Below are 16,203 nucleotides of genomic sequence, written 5' to 3'. Positions count from 1 at the left end.
CCACGCTCTGAATACGGTACCGCATGATGTTGCAATTAACGGCCCTCTTGAAGTGGCCGAAACAAACATACGGATGAAAAAATGCGCCTACCCTACCCCAGGCCTTCACTTAGCGCCAGTAACAACCGTGTGGTAAAGAGAACAAAGCCTATTTTTCTAAAGCAAAGTTTTCTAAAATCAAGTTTTCTAAAATCAGGTTTTCTAAACCCAAGTAGCTAGACACTAGACCGACGTTCCAAGATCGGCAACCTACCATTTTCTATAAACAAAACGCCCCTGCTAAAAAGCAGGGGCGCAGAGCCAGCCAAAAAAACCTAATTAACGCTTTCGAGGCGTCTTACGTCGAGTGACGTTTGCGCTTGGTTTTTTGATCTCAACAGGCTGGTCATCCGCTGGCTTGGCCGTAGGCGTTGAAGCCTGCTTTTGATCATTTGAACCTGCCTCCGCCGGGGCAGCCTTTGAGGCTTTCTCGGTCGTACCGTCAGCCGAGCTCGGCTTGGCATCTTCTTTAACCACCGCCGGTCCTTCGGATGCTTTTTGGGTTACCGCGGCCTTTCTAGTCGCAGGCTTCTTGTCGGCCGGTTTTTTCTCGTCTGGCTTTTTCTCACCAGCGTTTTTACTGACGGTGTTTTTACTGGCAGCGCCCTTACTGGCAGTGTTTGTACTAACAGTTTGAGCAGTTGGAGCAGACTCAGCCTTTACCGCCGCTTTAGGCGCAGCTAAAGCGGCAGGTGTTTTGCTTGGGGCGGACTTGGCCGGCCGCGCTTTCTCAAACAGCGCTTTGATTTGCGCAAAACGCTCAGCGGCATGCTCAGAAAGCTCGCCGCTTGCGGCAAACACGTGCTCAAGATTTTTAATATACCCATCAATGGCGCTACTACTTTCACCTGCCAAAAGCTCAGGCAGCGTATTCAGCGCTTTCTCACGATCCAGTTTTAAAATAAAGAACTGTTCACGTACTAATTGCTTGAATTCTGAAAGCTTGATATCAGACTCAAGCTTCGCCCGTGAAGCCCGCAGCCGCTTGAAGTTACGCTCATCCGTTGCGGGAGCACCGCCCAGCACATAAATGAGGGAGCGCATGGTCGCTTCATGGGCGCCGCCTTGGGCAATACGCTCGCGTAACTCATCCTGACGCCTTGCCAAGAAGCGCCGATGCTCAGGCTCGGCACCCGGCCGCCGACGGTGCACATGGGCATCGCCATAAAGCCCTACAGCCGCCTGAAGCAGTGGCTGGCCGTAGATATCCATAAACAGCCGCTCTGAACTGCTATCGCGAAGATCACGAAAGGCGTTAAGCGACGCCACAATCTGATCGGAGCTCATGATTTCAAACGCTTTAAAAAGATTGTCCTGGCTTATTTCCTGGCGGTTTTTACGCACTGCTTCTGCCATCACCGGCAGCGGTACCGATAAAGGATTGCGATCCGACAACAGCTTGTAGCCCAGACGAATCGGGTGCATACGGCGCATTAAACGTGCACTTTCGGGCGTTATAAGCGCTTGCACCCAAGGTTGGACATAGAGTCGATACAGACCTAAATTTATCTCAGAGATCCGCGCAACCGTGGCAAATCGCCGATCGTCATCGGCCTTATGATGCACTTCACGATCAAGTTCTTCAAAATTGCGTGGCTGAAATTCCAGCAGATAGTCACGCTCATAAAGAGCGGCATCACTGCTTTCTGACGCCAGGGTAACCTTGGTTTCATATAACCCAGGCGGCATTACGTCGATATAGTCCATGTTCGCCGTAAATTCAGAATGCTCTTTGCGCGACACGCTGCCAGATACAAATATCCCCAAATGCCCGGTAGTATCATGCATGCAGTAAACAATGGTTTGATCGTTGGCGATAATATCATCGGTATCTTCGTATAGATCACGAATCCAGCCCAATGCCTGAGGGGGCGGAGTGATATCGTCACCGCGGGAACAGAACACCACGACAGGGGAGCGTAGATTGCGCAGATCGATCCGCCGCCCGTCACGAGTTACCAACTGGGCCGTCGATAAGCGGTTGCCAACGAACAAATTATCGACAATATATTGGATTTCCTCACCGCCCAGCACTACATGCCCACCCCACCAGCGCTCAAAATCAAGATACCGCTCGCTCTCGGTATCCACATTGGCGTAGAGGTGATACTGCTTTTTCCAATAGGTGTTGGCAGGATTTAAGCGCTCAAAGTTCTGTACTAGCCAAGCGCCATCAAATAAGCCGTTACCCATATCGCTGGTAAATGCCGTGATCCAGCTCCCCCCCGTCAAACCGCCGGTATAGCGCATGGGTGCATTGCCGTGCTCGCCCGCCCAGTAGGAGAGCGGCGCCCCCGCGATCAGGATAGGTCCAAAAACATCCGGCTCAAGCGCTGCCGCCATCATCAACTGCCAACCGGCCTGGCAGTTGCCCACGACCATGGGCCTTTCCGTGGTTTCTGGGTGCAGGCTAATCACATGACGCAAAAAAGCCACTTCTGACTCGACGACATCTTCAACCGTTTGACCGGGCTCAGGAAAGGGTAAAAAACCGATAAAGTAGCAGGGATGCCCGGCTTTTAACGCCACGCCAAGCTCGCTGTCAGGTTTAAAACCGCCAATACCCGGGCCATGCCCGGCACGCGGATCGACAACGACAAAGGGACGCTTATGGGGATCAATGACCGTGCCTTCAGGAGGCAGCACACGCAGCAATTCGTAGTTGGTCGGCTGGGGAAGCGTACGGCCATCCAGCAACACTTCGGTTTTAAAACCCAGCACGCTCGGCTTGGTTTGCTCCATATGTTCCAGATACTGATTGCCGCGCTCACGCATAACGTCCCAGTAAAGCACGCTGCGCTCCACGCTATCCCGCCAATAATCGACAGCGGCGCGCCCAATCCCAAACGGGTCCATTAATGAGGTCAGTGCCTCACTGCCTGGCATTGAAGTAGAGGAATTAGCGGTTCCTCTCCATGCGTTCATTATCGGATTAGCGTTAAGCAAAGGATTGGCGAGAAAATTCATAGGGTCTCCCTAGGGTGAAGGCACTGGCAATCAACCCAAAAGCCTTGATGATGCTGCAATGCAATATAGTCTAGGCCACTCGGCGCCGAACGTCGATGGGTATTCGCGCAACGCCTAAAACTAGTCGGATATCAGGTAGAATTGACTAAACAGTGGTAGCATTTTCACTTAGCATATAACGCTAGCCGGGCTATTCGACGCCCAAGAGCGGTCTTTTCAGAGGTTGTTATGTCATCCCCTACGCTGCTTAACCGCCTAACATTTCGACAGCTGCAAGTATTTCAGGCGGTACATCGCCAGCGCTCCTATTCCCGCGCGGCCGAGCAGTTAGGGCTCACCCAGCCCGCCGTCAGCGCGCAAATACGCCAGCTGGAACAAGCTCTGCGCCAACCCCTTTTCAAATATGCCGGTAAAACCCTGCACGTATTGCCTGCGGCAGACACGCTGGCGTTGTCCACGCGGGAAATCTTTGGGCAGCTCTCACGACTCCAAATGAATTTGTCGAATATCAACGGCAAGATTACCGGGCAGCTTAACTTGGCTGCGGTCTCTTCAGCCCAATATATTGTGCCGTACCTGCTGGCACGTTTTCGCGCAAGCTACCCCGATATTCATGTACGTTTAAAGGTCTGCAACCGCAGTCAGGCGCTTGAACGTTTGGCCGAGCAGCAGGATGACCTGGTGATTATGGCGATGGTACCCGAGGATGAACGTTTGGCCGTAATGCCTATTCTCGATAATGAGCTGGTGGCGGTGGTATGGCCTGAGCACCCGCTGCTGGATATGCTCTCGCCCACGTTGACTGACTTCGCCCGCCACTATGTTTTGATGCGCGAGCCGGGCTCGGGAGTACGTAACGCCTTTGAACAGCTGGCCGCCTATCAGAAAGTCGCCCTGCCCCACTGCATTGAGCTGGGTACCAACGAAGCCATCAAGCAAGGCGTAATGGCCCATTTAGGCGTGGCGGTACTACCGCGTTTAGCCGTACAGCTGGAGCTTGAGCAAGGACTTCTGTCTGCCCTGTCGCTACCTGATTTCCCCATTCGTCGAGCCTGGTGCATGGTTTATCAGCGTGAACGTTTTCCCACGCCCGTGGCCGAACTCTTTTTACGCTTCGTGCGTGAGCATTTAGCCGAGTATCAGCGTCACTTCAAAGGGCCCGCAAGCCCCTTGCCAAGTCATGGCGTGGCCTGCTTACCCATGCTTTCAAGCTAACCCGGCGGTGTCTTGTTATTCCCCAGTTATGTTACATTACCTCCTACTACCTATGTATTAATTAGCAACATGTATTAATTAGCAACGCATTAGGCAACGTATTAATCGGCATGATTGGGGGGCAAGCGCTTACTGTTTATGATAAGCCCTGCCTGCCGCACAGTAGAGAGGCTCTATTCCTATGAGCAATAACCCCACACAGCGTGTTCCCAGCGGCCAGAAATTCCGTAATGAACACGGCACGACGGCGATCAAAGATGGCATGAAGGTGCGCAGTGCGCAGGCTGAAGCCCCATCGCTTGAACGCAAGCCCAAATGGCTGCGCGCTCAAATCCCCGGTGGCGAGCGCTTTGAAGCCGTTAAGCGTAACGTCGCGGAGCACCGCCTAAGTACCGTTTGTGCTGAGTCTCACTGCCCTAACATGGGCGAGTGCTGGAGCAATGGAACAGCCACCATCATGTTGATGGGGTCTGTGTGTACCCGTGCATGCCGTTTCTGCGCAGTCGATACGGGCAATCCCAAAGGCTGGCTGGATCTTGAAGAGCCCGAAAATACCGCCAAGTCGGTTGAGCTGATGGGGCTTCGCTATATCGTTTTGACATCGGTTGATCGTGATGATCTCGACGATGGTGGTGCCACCCACTATGCCAGCTGTATCCGTGCTATCAAAGCGCGTACGCCAGAAGTCGTCGTTGAAGCCCTGACACCTGATTTCGATGGTGACCAAGCAGCCATTGAGCGCGTTGTAGACTCAGGTCTTGAGGTGTTTGCGCAGAATGTTGAAACCGTTGAACGGCTGACGAGCCGAGTACGCGACCCGCGTGCCGGCTATCGCAAAACGCTGGACGTGCTGGCCTATGCTAAAAAGCATCGTCCGGATGTGATTACCAAAACCAGCATCATGCTAGGGCTTGGTGAAACGGATGAAGAGATACTCAAGACGTTCGACGATCTTCGCGAAATTGGCGTTGATATCGTCACCTTAGGCCAGTATTTACGCCCTACAAAAAACCACCTGCCGGTTGAGCGCTGGGTAAGCCCTGAAGAGTTCGATCGGTATCGTGTCTTGGGCTTGGAAAAAGGCTTTATGGAAGTGCCTTCAGGCCCACTGGTGCGTTCAAGCTACCGTGCCGACCGAGTGTTCGAGAAGAATAATCTAGGACTCGCCTCTCCGGCCGCCATTCCGGGCCAGGAGTCTAACCCCAATATTATCCCTGCACTGAATGTAGGCTGATACGGCGAAGCATAGCGTAAGCTTAAACAAAGAGGCCGCCGCGAATATTGCTTATCGCGGCGGCCTCTTTTTAGGCACGCCATCTAACGCCTGAATGAGCTTTGCATCTATACAAGCAGTGCTTCGCTAATCGATAACCACTAACGCTCGCCTTAGCTGAATGGCTAGTGCATGCGCTAGCTGTTCGCCTACGTCATGCTCCTTGGGCAGCGTTGCCAAATCTGCCAGACGAGTGACGGCCATACCCGCGTAGCCACAAGGGTTGATACGTTGAAAGGCGGAAAGATCCCCATCCACATTGAGCGCTACGCCGTGATAGCTTGAGCCACGCCGAATGCGTAACCCCAGAGAGGCTATTTTGGCTTCACCGATCGGGCTTTTTACATAAACCCCTGGGGCGTCAGGCCTTGCATGGGCGCTAATGCCATAATCGGCAAGTAACGCAATCACCGCATTCTCCAGCGCTGACACCAATTCCCGCACGCCTATTTTCGCACGGCGAACGTCAAGCAGAGGATACAGTACGACCTGCCCGGGGCCATGATAGGTTACTTGCCCACCACGATCCGTTTGCACAACAGGAATCTCACCCGGCATCAGCAAATGCTCAGGCTTACCTGCCTGCCCCTGGGTAAACACCGGGTCGTGCTCTACCAGCCAGAACTGATCGGGCGTATCACTATCACGCGTATCGGTCAGCGTGCGCATAGCCTCCCACACAGGCAGGTAAGGCCTACGTCCTAAGCGGTGTAGCTCAATGGGCGAGTCATCGCTCATTTACACCACCATATGCACACGGCCTGTAGCTTTCAGCTCATCAAACAGCTGGCTTATCTGCTGTTCGCTGGTCGCATTAATCGTGATGCGCACTGACTGAAAACGACCGTTTCGGCTATCGACCACTTCTAGTGTAGATTCATCAAAATCCGGCGCATGGCGCACCACGATCTGACAAACACAGGCGGTAAAATCATCAGCGGCATCGCCGACAATTTTCAACGGATAATCGCAGGGAAACGTAATCTTGGGTGGCTCGGTCACTGCCGGCTGACGCAGATCGCGAAACCCATCGTTGGCACCTTTTTTCATAATTTGCCTTCTACTAAGCGAAACAAGAGGCCTGGGCAGTACCCAGGCCGGGCAGATTAGTCGGTAAATTTAGAAATCAACCCACTGAAAAAGCGCTGAACCTGGTCGAATAAGCGCTTAAATAAGCCACCCTCTTCGACATTTTCAAGCGCCACTAGAGGGCGCTCGCCCACCATTTCTTCACCCAGATAAACTTCTAATGTGCCTACGTCATCGCCAACCGCAATCGGCGCCTGCAAATCGGTATGCAGGTTAAGACGTGCGCGCAGCTCTTCGTTACGGTTGCGCGGTAGCGTCATATAGACTTCTTCATTTACCCCTACGCGCAGTTCATTAATATCACCGCCCCATACGCGGGGTGTTTCAAGTACTGCGCCACGCTCGTAAAGCTTCATGGTTTCATAAAAACGGAAGCCGTAGCTCAGCAGTTTCTGAGTTTCCTGGGCTCGCGCCTCATCTGAATTGGTGCCCATTACCACGGAAATGAGTCGCATACTGTCGCGCTCAGCAGAGGATACCAGGCAGTAGCCTGCAGCGTCTGTCCACCCGGTTTTCAGACCGTCAACCGACGGATCACGCCAGAGTAAACGGTTACGATTAGGCTGATCGATTCCACCGTAAGAGAAGTGACGCTGCGAGTAGATCGCATAATGTTCGGGGTAATCATTAATGATGTGGCGTGAAAGCCGGGCCAAGTCATGAGCGGTTGAGTAGTGATTATCGCTGGGCAGCCCCGTTGCGTTCTCAAAATGGGTATTCTCCATCCCAAGACGAGCCGCATGCTGGTTCATCAAGTCAGCAAAAGGGGCTTCACCGCCTGCCAGATGCTCGGCCATGGCGACGCTGGCATCGTTACCTGAGACAATTATGATACCGTGCAACAGCTCCTCAACGGGGATCTGGTTGCCCACCTCAATAAACATCTTTGAGCCGCCAGTCCGCCAAGCGTTTTCACTGACATTGACCAAATCATCTAATTTAATAGTGTCACGATCCAACTCACGCTCGACAAGATAGGCGGTCATGAGTTTGGTAAGACTTGCCGGTGCCAAACGCTCATCCGAGTTGTGCTCGGCAAGGATACGGCCGCTATTGGCATCCATTAAAATCCAGGAGCTGGCAGCAAGCTGCGGTGCGGCTGGAATAATCGTCTGCGGCTGGGGAATTACCTGTGCCGCTGCCGGCAGCGTAACGGCTGTCATGGCCGCAAAGAGGCAGAGCTTGGCAGAGCGGCGTATCGACTCAAATACATTCATCACTAACATCTCACTTACAAGAAAAAATGGCGCTAGGCACCAAAGAGTATAAAAAAGTGAATTATCTCACGATAAAAACTTGAGGGAAGCCCGCCTGGCGAAGCTCTTCACGCGCCTGTGTTTCTTGAGCGGGCCTTACGGGCCCCACTTGTACACGGTGCACGCTTGCATCACTCATTACACGGACTTCATGGGGCAATTCGTTTTTCAATCGCTGCTGAAGTTGTTGCGCTCCTTCAGCACTACCCAAGGCGGCAATCTGCAGGTAAATAGCCCCCGTAGCGTCGCTCTCAGACCCAGCACTTGAAGGTGCTGCAGCGGAGGCCGACTGAGGCGCTACAGGAACGCTTTGGGCAGCAACGGGCGCTGCCGATGCTACAGCCGTTGGCTGGGCAGCTGGTGCCCTTGCGGCTGGTGCCCTTGCAGCTGACACTGCATTAGCGGGCGCTCTGCCCCGCTCGGCTAGCCAGCGCCCCGGGTCAACCGCTTCAACCCTCACCCGCCCGGTGCCGTTATCCAATATACCTAATCGCGCAGCGGCAGCGTAGGAAAGATCAATTTCCCTGTCGCTATGAAAAGGGCCTCGATCATTAACCCGCACAATCACTGACTGACCGCTATCCAGGCTGGTAACACGCGCAAACGTAGGCAGCGGCAGCGAACGGTGTGCCGCCGACATTTTGTACATATCGTAGATCTCACCGTTGGAGGTCGCGTAGCCATGAAATTTTTCTCCATACCAAGAGGCGGTGCCCTGCTTGGCATATCCCCTGGAATCAGGCATTACATGATACGTTTCTCCCCATACTTCGTAGGTCGAACGATTGCCCGCCCGCGAAGGAGCTTCGATACGCGGTTCAGCATCCGGCACGGTTGAAACATCGGGTGGCTCAACCGGATAAGCGTCGCCATTCATGGCGTAGCGCCCACCGCCACTACTATTGCTACTGCTGGCTGCTGGCGCTGCGGGCTGCGCCTGTGCGGGCGTATTATCCACACGCTGAGCTTCACGACTGGCACAGCCACTTACTAAAGCAACAAGGGCAATCGCACCGCCCATTCGCCAGGTCACTGCTTGCAACATTTTCATCCCTGTTCCTCAGCCTGATTTTGAATGGCCTCGGCAAGCTCCGTGACTGCCATGGCATACAGGTGGCTGTGGTTATAGCGAGTAATCACATAAAAATTGTTCTCACCCAGCCGGTAACGCATGCGCCCGTCGTCCATTTCAAATACCAGCGGTATCACCGGCAGCGAGCCATCAAGTCCCTGCTGAGATTCAATGCCCTCGGCGGCGGCATCAGCGGCGGTTATATTCGGTGCTGACGTTTGGTTAAACGTCAAAGTTTCCGGCGCTTCGTCCGGCCCGCTCGCTTCGTGATAGATTGCGCCATCACGCTGCCAACCATGTACGGCAAAATAATTAGCTACGCTGCCGATGGCATCAACCGGGTTTTCCCACAAATCACGCAGGCCGTCATCGTCAAAATCGACCGCATATGCCTGATAGCTGGTGGGGATAAACTGCGGGTAACCCATCGCGCCTGCGTACGAGCCATAAAGCTCGGCAGGGTCGACCTGCTGCTCATAGGCGATTTGTAAAAATGCCGCCAGCTCACCGCGAAAAAACTGCCCACGACTGGGATGATAAAACGCCAGGGTAGCCAGCGAATCAAGTACCCGGTGGCGACCTTTATGGCGACCATAATACGTTTCTACGCCGATAATAGCGGTAATAACATTACCCGGCACCCCGTACACGTCTTCCGCACGCGCCAGCGTCTCAGCGTGCGCTTGCATAAACGCAGCGCCTTCTTCAATGCGCTGCTGGGTAAGGAATATATCGCGATACTCATACCAGCGTAAGCGACGCTCCGCCGCACCCTCCATGGCATCCAGCACTTCTTGGGAATACACTGCGTGTGAAAAAGCATCGCGGAGCCAAGCTTCTGGTATGCCCTGGGCGATTAACTCATCTACCAATATCTGGGTGCGTTCATTTTTTTGCAGGTCTACCGCTTCCGCCGGGTGTTCCTCAGCGAATGCAGCAGGCATCGAACACGCAATTAGCGCGGCGACAAGGTAACTGCCAGCTTTATTCCGGGCCCTTTTCATCAACTCACCACTCCTTTGAAAACGCACCGCCCTGACTGAAATATTAACGTGGCAATAGCCGACGATGGGCATGAATAGACATGAGAATACCGAACCCTGCCAACAAGGTCACGCTAGAGGTTCCACCATAACTAACCAGGGGTAGCGGAACGCCCACTACGGGCAAAATACCGCTGACCATACCGACATTTACAAACACATAAATGAAAAATGTCAGGATAATACTGCCCGCAAACAAGCGACCAAAAGTATCCTGCGACGAAGCCGCCAACCACAGACCCCGCCCTACAATCATTAGGTAAAGAGCCAGTAAAATCAGCATGCCAACCAGGCCAAACTCTTCACCCAATACGGCAATAATAAAATCGGTATGCCGTTCGGGCAGAAACTCAAGCTGCGACTGCGTACCCTCAAGCCACCCCTTTCCCCATAAACCACCGCTACCAATAGCGGTAGTCGACTGAATAATATTCCACCCGGAGCCAAGCGGGTCGCTCTCTGGGTCCAGGAAGGTTAACACCCTCTGGCGCTGATAATTGTGCATATTCATCCACAATAGCGGCACACACGCAGCCAGCAATGCGGCGACAAACCCGATCAGGCGCCATGAAAGACCCGCAAGCAACACCACAATGACTGCTGCACTGGCCACCAGCAATGATGTACCCAAGTCCGGCTGAATGGCAGTCAACACGACCGGTAAGCCAATAATCACAGCGCACACTACGATGTCTTTCAATCTCGGTGGGAGCTGACAACGATTTAAATAGGCAGCCACCATTAAAGGCACTGCCAGCTTCATCATTTCTGAAGGTTGAAAGCGAATAACGCCGGGAATCTCAAGCCAACGCTTGGCGCCCATTCCAATATCACCAGCAATCTCCACTGCCAATAACATGACAACCCCTGCACCATAAGCAAAGGGCGCCCAGCGTAAAAACGTAGTAGGTGATAGCTGCGCCAAAAACGCCATGCCTGCCAGCGCCACTCCAAACCGCATCGCCTGAGCGATTACCGCCTCAATACGCTGGCCCGACGCGCTATAAAGAACCAGCAGACCGCCCGCCATCAAAATCAGCAAAAGTCCTAACAGCCAAGGGTCAATATGGATACGTTCCCAAATACTTTTACGCCGGGCTATCCCGCTATCGGGTGGGCGCACTGGATGGCGCCGTAATGGACGGGTCAGCGTCTGCCAAGGCATAGATCAGTTTCCCTCCACTTGAGCGGTATCTTCTTCCAAAACTTCGCGTACCTCATCAGCGTCAGGGGCTTCATCTTTTAACAGCCAAGCATCGGTCATTGCGCGCGCTAAATGCGCGGCATGCGTACTGCCGCCGCCCGCATTTTCCACGATGACCGAAACGGCAATTTGGGGATTCTCAATCGGGGCAAACGCCATAAACAGGGCATGGTCTCTCAGTCGCTCCTCGAGTTCATCGGCGTTATAGCGCTGGTCCTGGCCCAACGAAAATACCTGTGCCGTTCCCGACTTGCCGCCCATACGATACTCAAGACCGACACCGGATCGCCGCGCAGTACCCTCGCTACCACTAAGAACTTTTTCCATACCACTAAACACCCGATCCCACCAGGCATCATTTTCCAGCTGAATATCATCCAATGTATCGGGTAAGTCTTGAGGCAGCGGCTCACCCCCAATTTGCAGTGCTAGACGGGGTTTTACCCAGTGGCCTCGGTTAGCAAGGGTGGCCGTTGCACTCGCTAACTGTAACGGCGTTACTTGCCAGTACCCCTGGCCAATGCCGACTGACAAGGTTTCACCTGGGTACCAAGGTTGATTAAAGCGCTCTCGCTTCCACTCGCGAGATGGCATCAAGGCGTTGCTTTCGCCCTGGACATCGTGGGCAACTCGCTGCCCGAACCCAAATCCACTCATCCGCTTATCCAGGTTGTCGATGCCCAAATCATGCGCCAGGGTGTAATAATAGGTGTTGTTGGAAACCGCCAACGAGCGCTCCAAATCCACACGCCCATGCCCCCAGCGCAGCCAGTTACGGTAGCGGCGTGAGTCATTGGGTAACTGGTAATAGCCGGGGTCGTTAATCGTGCTGTCAGGCGTAATCACGCCTTCAGCAAGCCCTGCAAGCGCTAAAAAAGGTTTAATGGTCGAGCCCGGAGGGTAATGCCCACGTATCGAGCGATTAAACAGCGGTAGATCAAGGTCTTCCTGCAAGCCACGGTAGGACGCGACGTCAATCCCGGTTACGAATTGGTTGCTATCAAATCCTGGCGTCGACACCATTGCCAGAATTTCACCTGTTGCCGGCGCAATCGCTACAATAGAGCCGCGTCGACCATCCATCAGCTCATAGGCAAGCGTCTGAAGCGACTTATCGATCGTCAGGGTAATGTTCTCTCCGGGCACAGGATCGGTACGCCCTAATTCTCTTAATACGCGTCCGCGAGCGTTAGTTTCAACCTTGCGTAGGCCCGCTTCGCCGTGCAGCTCTTCTTCGTAGAAGCGCTCGACCCCGGTTTTTCCAATAAAGTGAGTGCCGGCATACCGGCCAGCATCCAAAGATTGAAGCTCTTCGACATTGATCCGCCCCACATAACCCAGGGTGTGCGCCATCACTTCGGAGTCAGGATAGTAACGCAGCAGCTGCGCTTCGACTTCAACCCCCGGCAAGCGATGACGATTAACGGCGAGGCGCGCAATTTGCTCCTCGCTAAGATCACTCATCAATAGTGCAGGTTGAAAGGGACGCTGACGCTGGCGTGAACGCACGTTGAAGGCCTCGACATCCTCCTCGGGAAGCTCTAGAAGCTCTACCAGCAGTGCCAGGGTATCATCAAGATTATCAACGCGTTCGCGCACCAGCGTCAGGTTATAGGTAGGTCGATTTTCAGCCAGCAGCACGCCATTGCGGTCGTAAATCAAACCGCGATTGGGCGGCAGTGGCTCAACGCGCACACGATTCTTTTCCGACCGAGTGGTATAGATTTCATGTTGAACGATCTGCAGGTAGGCCAAACGCCCCACTAATAGGCTGGTAAGCGTTGCCACCACCAGAACAGCAAGCAGCGTTCTGACACGAAAAATACGCAACTCTTGCTCAGAATTTTTTAGCGTGTCACGGCGCTGGGGCATGGCAACAGATGACTCTCAAATCAGACGATTGACGCAATAACAGTCAACAAACACCACCACCCGTTTGAGCCTTAGCGGTGATAGGGGTGACCAACCAATAAGGTCCAAGCGCGATAAAGCTGCTCGGCAAGCATAATACGAACTAACGGATGCGGCAGGGTTAACGGCGAAAGCGACCACGCTTTATCAGCCATGGCGGACAGAGACGGTTCAAGACCGTCCGGCCCGCCGACCAATAGCACGATATCGCGGCCTTCCATCCGCCAGGCATCAGCCTCCTGGGCTAACTGCTCAGTTGTCCAGGGCTTACCTTTTACTTCAAGCGCCACCACGTATTCATCGCCCCGCAGTTTATCTCGAATGCGTTGCGCCTCTTGGGCTCGCGCTTTAGCAATATCGGCATTTTTGCCACGCTGGCCAAGCGGGATCTCTTCTATTTCAAGGCTGAAATCCCGAGGGAGCCGTTTACGGTAAGTTTCAATGCCCTCTTCCACCCACGCAGGCATCTTGGTACCTACCGCTAACAGCCGTACCTTCATGACATGCTGGCTCGCTCTTCAAACTGCTCAAACGACTCGTCTGCTTTGAAACCGTCGCTTGGAAGATCCGCCCATAACCGCTCAAGGTCATAGAGAGTGCGCGCTTCTGGCAGCATTACATGAACCACAATATCGCCCAGATCCACCAGTACCCAATCTGCATTGTCGCCCCCTTCAACGCCACGGGGTGCCAGACCTGCTGCTTTGGCTTTTTCTACGACGTTTTGCGCAAGTGCCGCCACGTGTCGCGTAGACGTGCCGCTGGCAATCAGCATAAGGTCGGTGACCTCGGTCAAGCTGGAAACATCCAGCTGGGTGATATCACGTGCTTTAAGTTCTTCTAACGCATCAAGCGCTAGGCTTTTCAGTGTATCGATGTGCATGACTCCTGAAGACAACCCCATTTGGTAATCGGCCCATAAAGCGGGCCATTGTAACGGCTTCTTTCGTGACTACCAGCGCTATTCGTCGTGCTGGGAAAAGTGTTGATAAAAGCCGTTCTCTCGAATGGCCTCTTCAACCGCATTTGGAAGCAAATAATGAATGCTTTTGCCCTCCCTAAGCCGCTGGCGAATATAGGTCGCTGAAATAGCCATCATCGACGGTAACGATAGCGTTAAAAGCCCCCCGTTTGGGTACTGCATCAGCGAATCCACGCTTTCGACTTCGCACTCACCAACCAGTTCCCTTAATTCACTGGTCCAGGGCATTTGATAACCAGGGCGCGCCATAACAACCACATGCGCCAGGGAAAACAAATCGCCAGCACGGTACCACTGATGAAGACGCAAAAACGCATCAAACCCAATCACCATGACCAAACGTGCCTGCTCACCGTACTCGGCCCGCAGTTGAGCGAGCGTATCGATACTGTAGGATGGCCCTTCACGGCGTAGCTCACGATCATCCGCATACAGCCCCGGCGTATCACCAATCCCGGCGTTAAGCAGCGCCAAGCGTTGCTCGGCTGATACCTGAGGCGCGCCACGCAATGGTGGCTTGGGCGCCGGTATCATATGCAGCCGATCAAGCCCCAACGCTTCACGTACTTCCAAAGCACTACGCAGATGGCCATGATGGACGGGATCGAACGTCCCGCCCAGCATGCCGATTTTTATCGGTGGAGAACTCATATTGCCCCAGCCTTCACTGCCGAACCTGCCCATCCCCGAACACGACATACTTACGCGTGGTAAGGCCTTCCAGGCCAACGGGGCCCCGGGCGTGCAGTTTATCGGTTGAAATACCAATTTCAGCGCCCAAACCGTATTCAAAGCCATCGGCAAAGCGCGTCGAGGCATTCACGATCACTGAGCTTGAATCTACTTCGGCCATAAAACGGCGCGCCAGCGAGTAGTCCTGAGTCACGATGGCATCGGTGTGGTGCGAGCCATACTGCTCAATATGCGCAATCGCTTCGTCCACCCCGTCGACGACTTTAATGGCCAGGATCGGTGCCAAGTACTCGGCATGCCAGTCTTCTTCCGATGCGGCCAGCGCTTGAGGCAGCAAGGCACGGGTACGCTCGCAGCCACGCAGTTCAACGTTATGTTCAGCATACGCGCGGGCCAGCTCGGGCAAAATCAGATCCGCCACCGGTGCATCCACCAGCAGGGTTTCCATAGTGTTGCAGGTGCCGTAACGGTGCGTCTTGGCATTGACGGCAATGGCCAGCGCCTTGACCGGGTCTGCTGTGGTATCGATATAGACGTGGCAGACACCATCCAGATGCTTGATAACCGGCACCTTTGCTTCGCGGGAGATCCGCTCGATCAGCGATTTACCGCCGCGTGGAATAATTACATCCACATAGTCAGGCATGCTGATCAATGCGCCTACCGCGGCGCGATCAATCGTTGCCACTACCTGCACGCAGCTTGCCGAGAGACCTACTTCCTGCAAGCCTTGCGTAATGCATTCAGCAATGACTGCATTCGAGGCGCTCGCTTCAGAGCCGCCACGTAAAATACACGCATTGCCAGATTTTAAACACAGGCTGGCGGCTTCCAGGGTGACATTGGGACGCGATTCATAAATGATCCCAATGACGCCTAGCGGCACGCGCATCTTGCCCACCTGAATGCCGCTGGGCCGATAGCTCATATCATCAATTTCACCTACCGGGTCTGGCAGCGTAGCTACTTGGCGCAACCCTTCAATCATGGCGTCGATCCGAGCATCATTTAATGCCAAACGGTCGAGCAGGGCGCTATCCAGACCGTTATCTTCCCCGCGCTGCATATCCTGGGTATTAGCGGTCAAGATAGCCGCTCGCGCGTTAGCGACCCGGCTTGCTATCGCCTCAAGAGCACGGTTTTTGATACCGGTATCGGCACGACGCAGTTCGCTTGCTGCTAAACGGGCCGCTTTCCCGAGCGTTTGCATGTAGGCGCCAACGTCACCAGAAGTGAGTTGCTGCTGGGCCTCATCTTGAAACAGTGTTAAAACGCTCATGCTGTCCCCCTATTTTCGTCGCGCAAGCAGTATGAGAAATGCCTAGGCAATAACATGGTAATTGTGTTCAGTGGTTGGCAGTATATTACGCTAATTAAACGTTACAATAAGTGCGTTAGGCTTCGTATCTTAGTCAGCCGCCTTTATCCACGACTGGCTGCTAAATAGCGTTATTAAAGG

The 16,203-nt window shown here is 53.8% G+C and carries 14 protein-coding genes; 2 read left to right on the top strand and 12 right to left on the bottom strand.

From position 1 onward, the window contains the following. Window positions 1–318 precede the first annotated feature (318 nt). Window positions 319–3,006 (bottom strand): DUF3141 domain-containing protein, encoded by a 2,688-nt coding sequence (locus ACT3R7_RS13620; RefSeq protein ID WP_193092111.1) that lies wholly within the window; start codon window positions 3,004–3,006, stop codon window positions 319–321. Window positions 3,007–3,234: 228 nt separating this feature from the next. Here ACT3R7_RS13620 and ACT3R7_RS13615 point away from each other — a divergent pair, with 228 nt between their 5' ends. Both ACT3R7_RS13615 and lipA read left to right on the top strand, forming a co-directional pair. Next, complete coding sequence (locus ACT3R7_RS13615; RefSeq protein WP_192537853.1) at window positions 3,235–4,221, top strand: LysR family transcriptional regulator; 987 nt, start codon at window positions 3,235–3,237, stop codon at window positions 4,219–4,221. Between the two features lie 181 nt (window positions 4,222–4,402). Continuing rightward, entirely contained in the window at window positions 4,403–5,455 is a 1,053-nt protein-coding gene (gene lipA, locus ACT3R7_RS13610) for a lipoyl synthase (protein ID WP_018917303.1), read from the top strand. 126 nt (window positions 5,456–5,581) lie between these two features. Here lipA and lipB read toward each other — a convergent pair whose 3' ends face one another. The 11 genes from lipB to ACT3R7_RS13555 all read right to left on the bottom strand — a co-directional run bounded on the left by lipB (window position 5,582) and on the right by ACT3R7_RS13555 (window position 16,023). Further along, window positions 5,582–6,232 carry a lipoyl(octanoyl) transferase LipB gene (lipB, locus tag ACT3R7_RS13605; protein ID WP_193092112.1) on the bottom strand — a complete coding sequence of 217 codons (651 nt, stop codon included), beginning with the start codon at window positions 6,230–6,232 and terminating at the stop codon, window positions 5,582–5,584. Beyond that, a complete protein-coding gene (locus ACT3R7_RS13600; RefSeq protein WP_018917305.1) occupies window positions 6,233–6,544 on the bottom strand; it encodes an HP0495 family protein in 312 nt (103 codons plus the stop codon). A gap of 56 nt (window positions 6,545–6,600) precedes the next feature. After that, the gene (locus ACT3R7_RS13595; RefSeq protein ID WP_193092133.1) at window positions 6,601–7,800 is read right to left on the bottom strand and encodes a D-alanyl-D-alanine carboxypeptidase family protein; all 1,200 of its coding nucleotides are present in this window, start codon (window positions 7,798–7,800) and stop codon (window positions 6,601–6,603) included. A 61-nt stretch (window positions 7,801–7,861) separates the two neighbouring features. Next, a complete protein-coding gene (locus ACT3R7_RS13590; RefSeq protein WP_193092113.1) occupies window positions 7,862–8,890 on the bottom strand; it encodes a septal ring lytic transglycosylase RlpA family protein in 1,029 nt (342 codons plus the stop codon). Further along, window positions 8,887–9,915, bottom strand: coding sequence for a lytic murein transglycosylase B (gene mltB / locus ACT3R7_RS13585; protein ID WP_193092114.1), 1,029 nt, complete (start codon window positions 9,913–9,915; stop codon window positions 8,887–8,889). The genes ACT3R7_RS13590 and mltB overlap by 4 nt, the downstream gene beginning before the upstream one ends. A 43-nt stretch (window positions 9,916–9,958) precedes the next feature. Continuing rightward, window positions 9,959–11,119 carry a rod shape-determining protein RodA gene (gene rodA, locus ACT3R7_RS13580; protein ID WP_192537848.1) on the bottom strand — a complete coding sequence of 387 codons (1,161 nt, stop codon included), beginning with the start codon at window positions 11,117–11,119 and terminating at the stop codon, window positions 9,959–9,961. 3 nt (window positions 11,120–11,122) lie between these two features. Further along, entirely contained in the window at window positions 11,123–13,030 is a 1,908-nt protein-coding gene (gene mrdA / locus ACT3R7_RS13575) for a penicillin-binding protein 2 (RefSeq protein WP_192537847.1), read from the bottom strand. Window positions 13,031–13,101: 71 nt separating this feature from the next. Then, window positions 13,102–13,569, bottom strand: coding sequence for a 23S rRNA (pseudouridine(1915)-N(3))-methyltransferase RlmH (rlmH, locus tag ACT3R7_RS13570; RefSeq protein ID WP_018917311.1), 468 nt, complete (start codon window positions 13,567–13,569; stop codon window positions 13,102–13,104). Beyond that, on the bottom strand, window positions 13,566–13,952 hold the full coding sequence (gene rsfS, locus ACT3R7_RS13565; protein ID WP_192537846.1) for a ribosome silencing factor: 387 nt from the start codon (window positions 13,950–13,952) through the stop codon (window positions 13,566–13,568). The genes rlmH and rsfS overlap by 4 nt, the downstream gene beginning before the upstream one ends. Window positions 13,953–14,030: 78 nt before the next feature. Further along, a complete protein-coding gene (gene nadD / locus ACT3R7_RS13560) occupies window positions 14,031–14,702 on the bottom strand; it encodes a nicotinate-nucleotide adenylyltransferase (RefSeq protein ID WP_192537845.1) in 672 nt (223 codons plus the stop codon). Window positions 14,703–14,715: 13 nt separating this feature from the next. After that, entirely contained in the window at window positions 14,716–16,023 is a 1,308-nt protein-coding gene (locus ACT3R7_RS13555) for a glutamate-5-semialdehyde dehydrogenase (RefSeq protein ID WP_193092115.1), read from the bottom strand. Window positions 16,024–16,203 lie beyond the last annotated feature (180 nt).

Origin of the sequence: Halomonas sp. AOP43-A1-21, assembly GCF_052376775.1 — a bacterium.
GTDB lineage: Bacteria > Pseudomonadota > Gammaproteobacteria > Pseudomonadales > Halomonadaceae > Vreelandella > Vreelandella colorata.
This window is presented reverse-complemented; position numbering and strand designations above follow the sequence as displayed.

Excerpts from the sequence above, each read along its gene's own strand:
- rlmH (WP_018917311.1), bottom strand. The coding sequence starts at position 13,569 with ATGAAGGTACGGCTGTTAGCGGTAGGTACCAAGATGCCTGCGTGGGTG.
- ACT3R7_RS13620 (WP_193092111.1), bottom strand. The coding sequence starts at position 3,006 with ATGAATTTTCTCGCCAATCCTTTGCTTAACGCTAATCCGATAATGAAC.
- ACT3R7_RS13590 (WP_193092113.1), bottom strand. The coding sequence starts at position 8,890 with ATGAAAATGTTGCAAGCAGTGACCTGGCGAATGGGCGGTGCGATTGCC.
- lipB (WP_193092112.1), bottom strand. The coding sequence starts at position 6,232 with ATGAGCGATGACTCGCCCATTGAGCTACACCGCTTAGGACGTAGGCCT.
- mrdA (WP_192537847.1), bottom strand. The coding sequence starts at position 13,030 with ATGCCCCAGCGCCGTGACACGCTAAAAAATTCTGAGCAAGAGTTGCGT.
- ACT3R7_RS13615 (WP_192537853.1), top strand. The coding sequence starts at position 3,235 with ATGTCATCCCCTACGCTGCTTAACCGCCTAACATTTCGACAGCTGCAA.
- ACT3R7_RS13555 (WP_193092115.1), bottom strand. The coding sequence starts at position 16,023 with ATGAGCGTTTTAACACTGTTTCAAGATGAGGCCCAGCAGCAACTCACT.
- nadD (WP_192537845.1), bottom strand. The coding sequence starts at position 14,702 with ATGAGTTCTCCACCGATAAAAATCGGCATGCTGGGCGGGACGTTCGAT.
- rodA (WP_192537848.1), bottom strand. The coding sequence starts at position 11,119 with ATGCCTTGGCAGACGCTGACCCGTCCATTACGGCGCCATCCAGTGCGC.
- rsfS (WP_192537846.1), bottom strand. The coding sequence starts at position 13,952 with ATGCACATCGATACACTGAAAAGCCTAGCGCTTGATGCGTTAGAAGAA.
- ACT3R7_RS13595 (WP_193092133.1), bottom strand. The coding sequence starts at position 7,800 with ATGAATGTATTTGAGTCGATACGCCGCTCTGCCAAGCTCTGCCTCTTT.
- ACT3R7_RS13600 (WP_018917305.1), bottom strand. The coding sequence starts at position 6,544 with ATGAAAAAAGGTGCCAACGATGGGTTTCGCGATCTGCGTCAGCCGGCA.
- mltB (WP_193092114.1), bottom strand. The coding sequence starts at position 9,915 with ATGAAAAGGGCCCGGAATAAAGCTGGCAGTTACCTTGTCGCCGCGCTA.
- lipA (WP_018917303.1), top strand. The coding sequence starts at position 4,403 with ATGAGCAATAACCCCACACAGCGTGTTCCCAGCGGCCAGAAATTCCGT.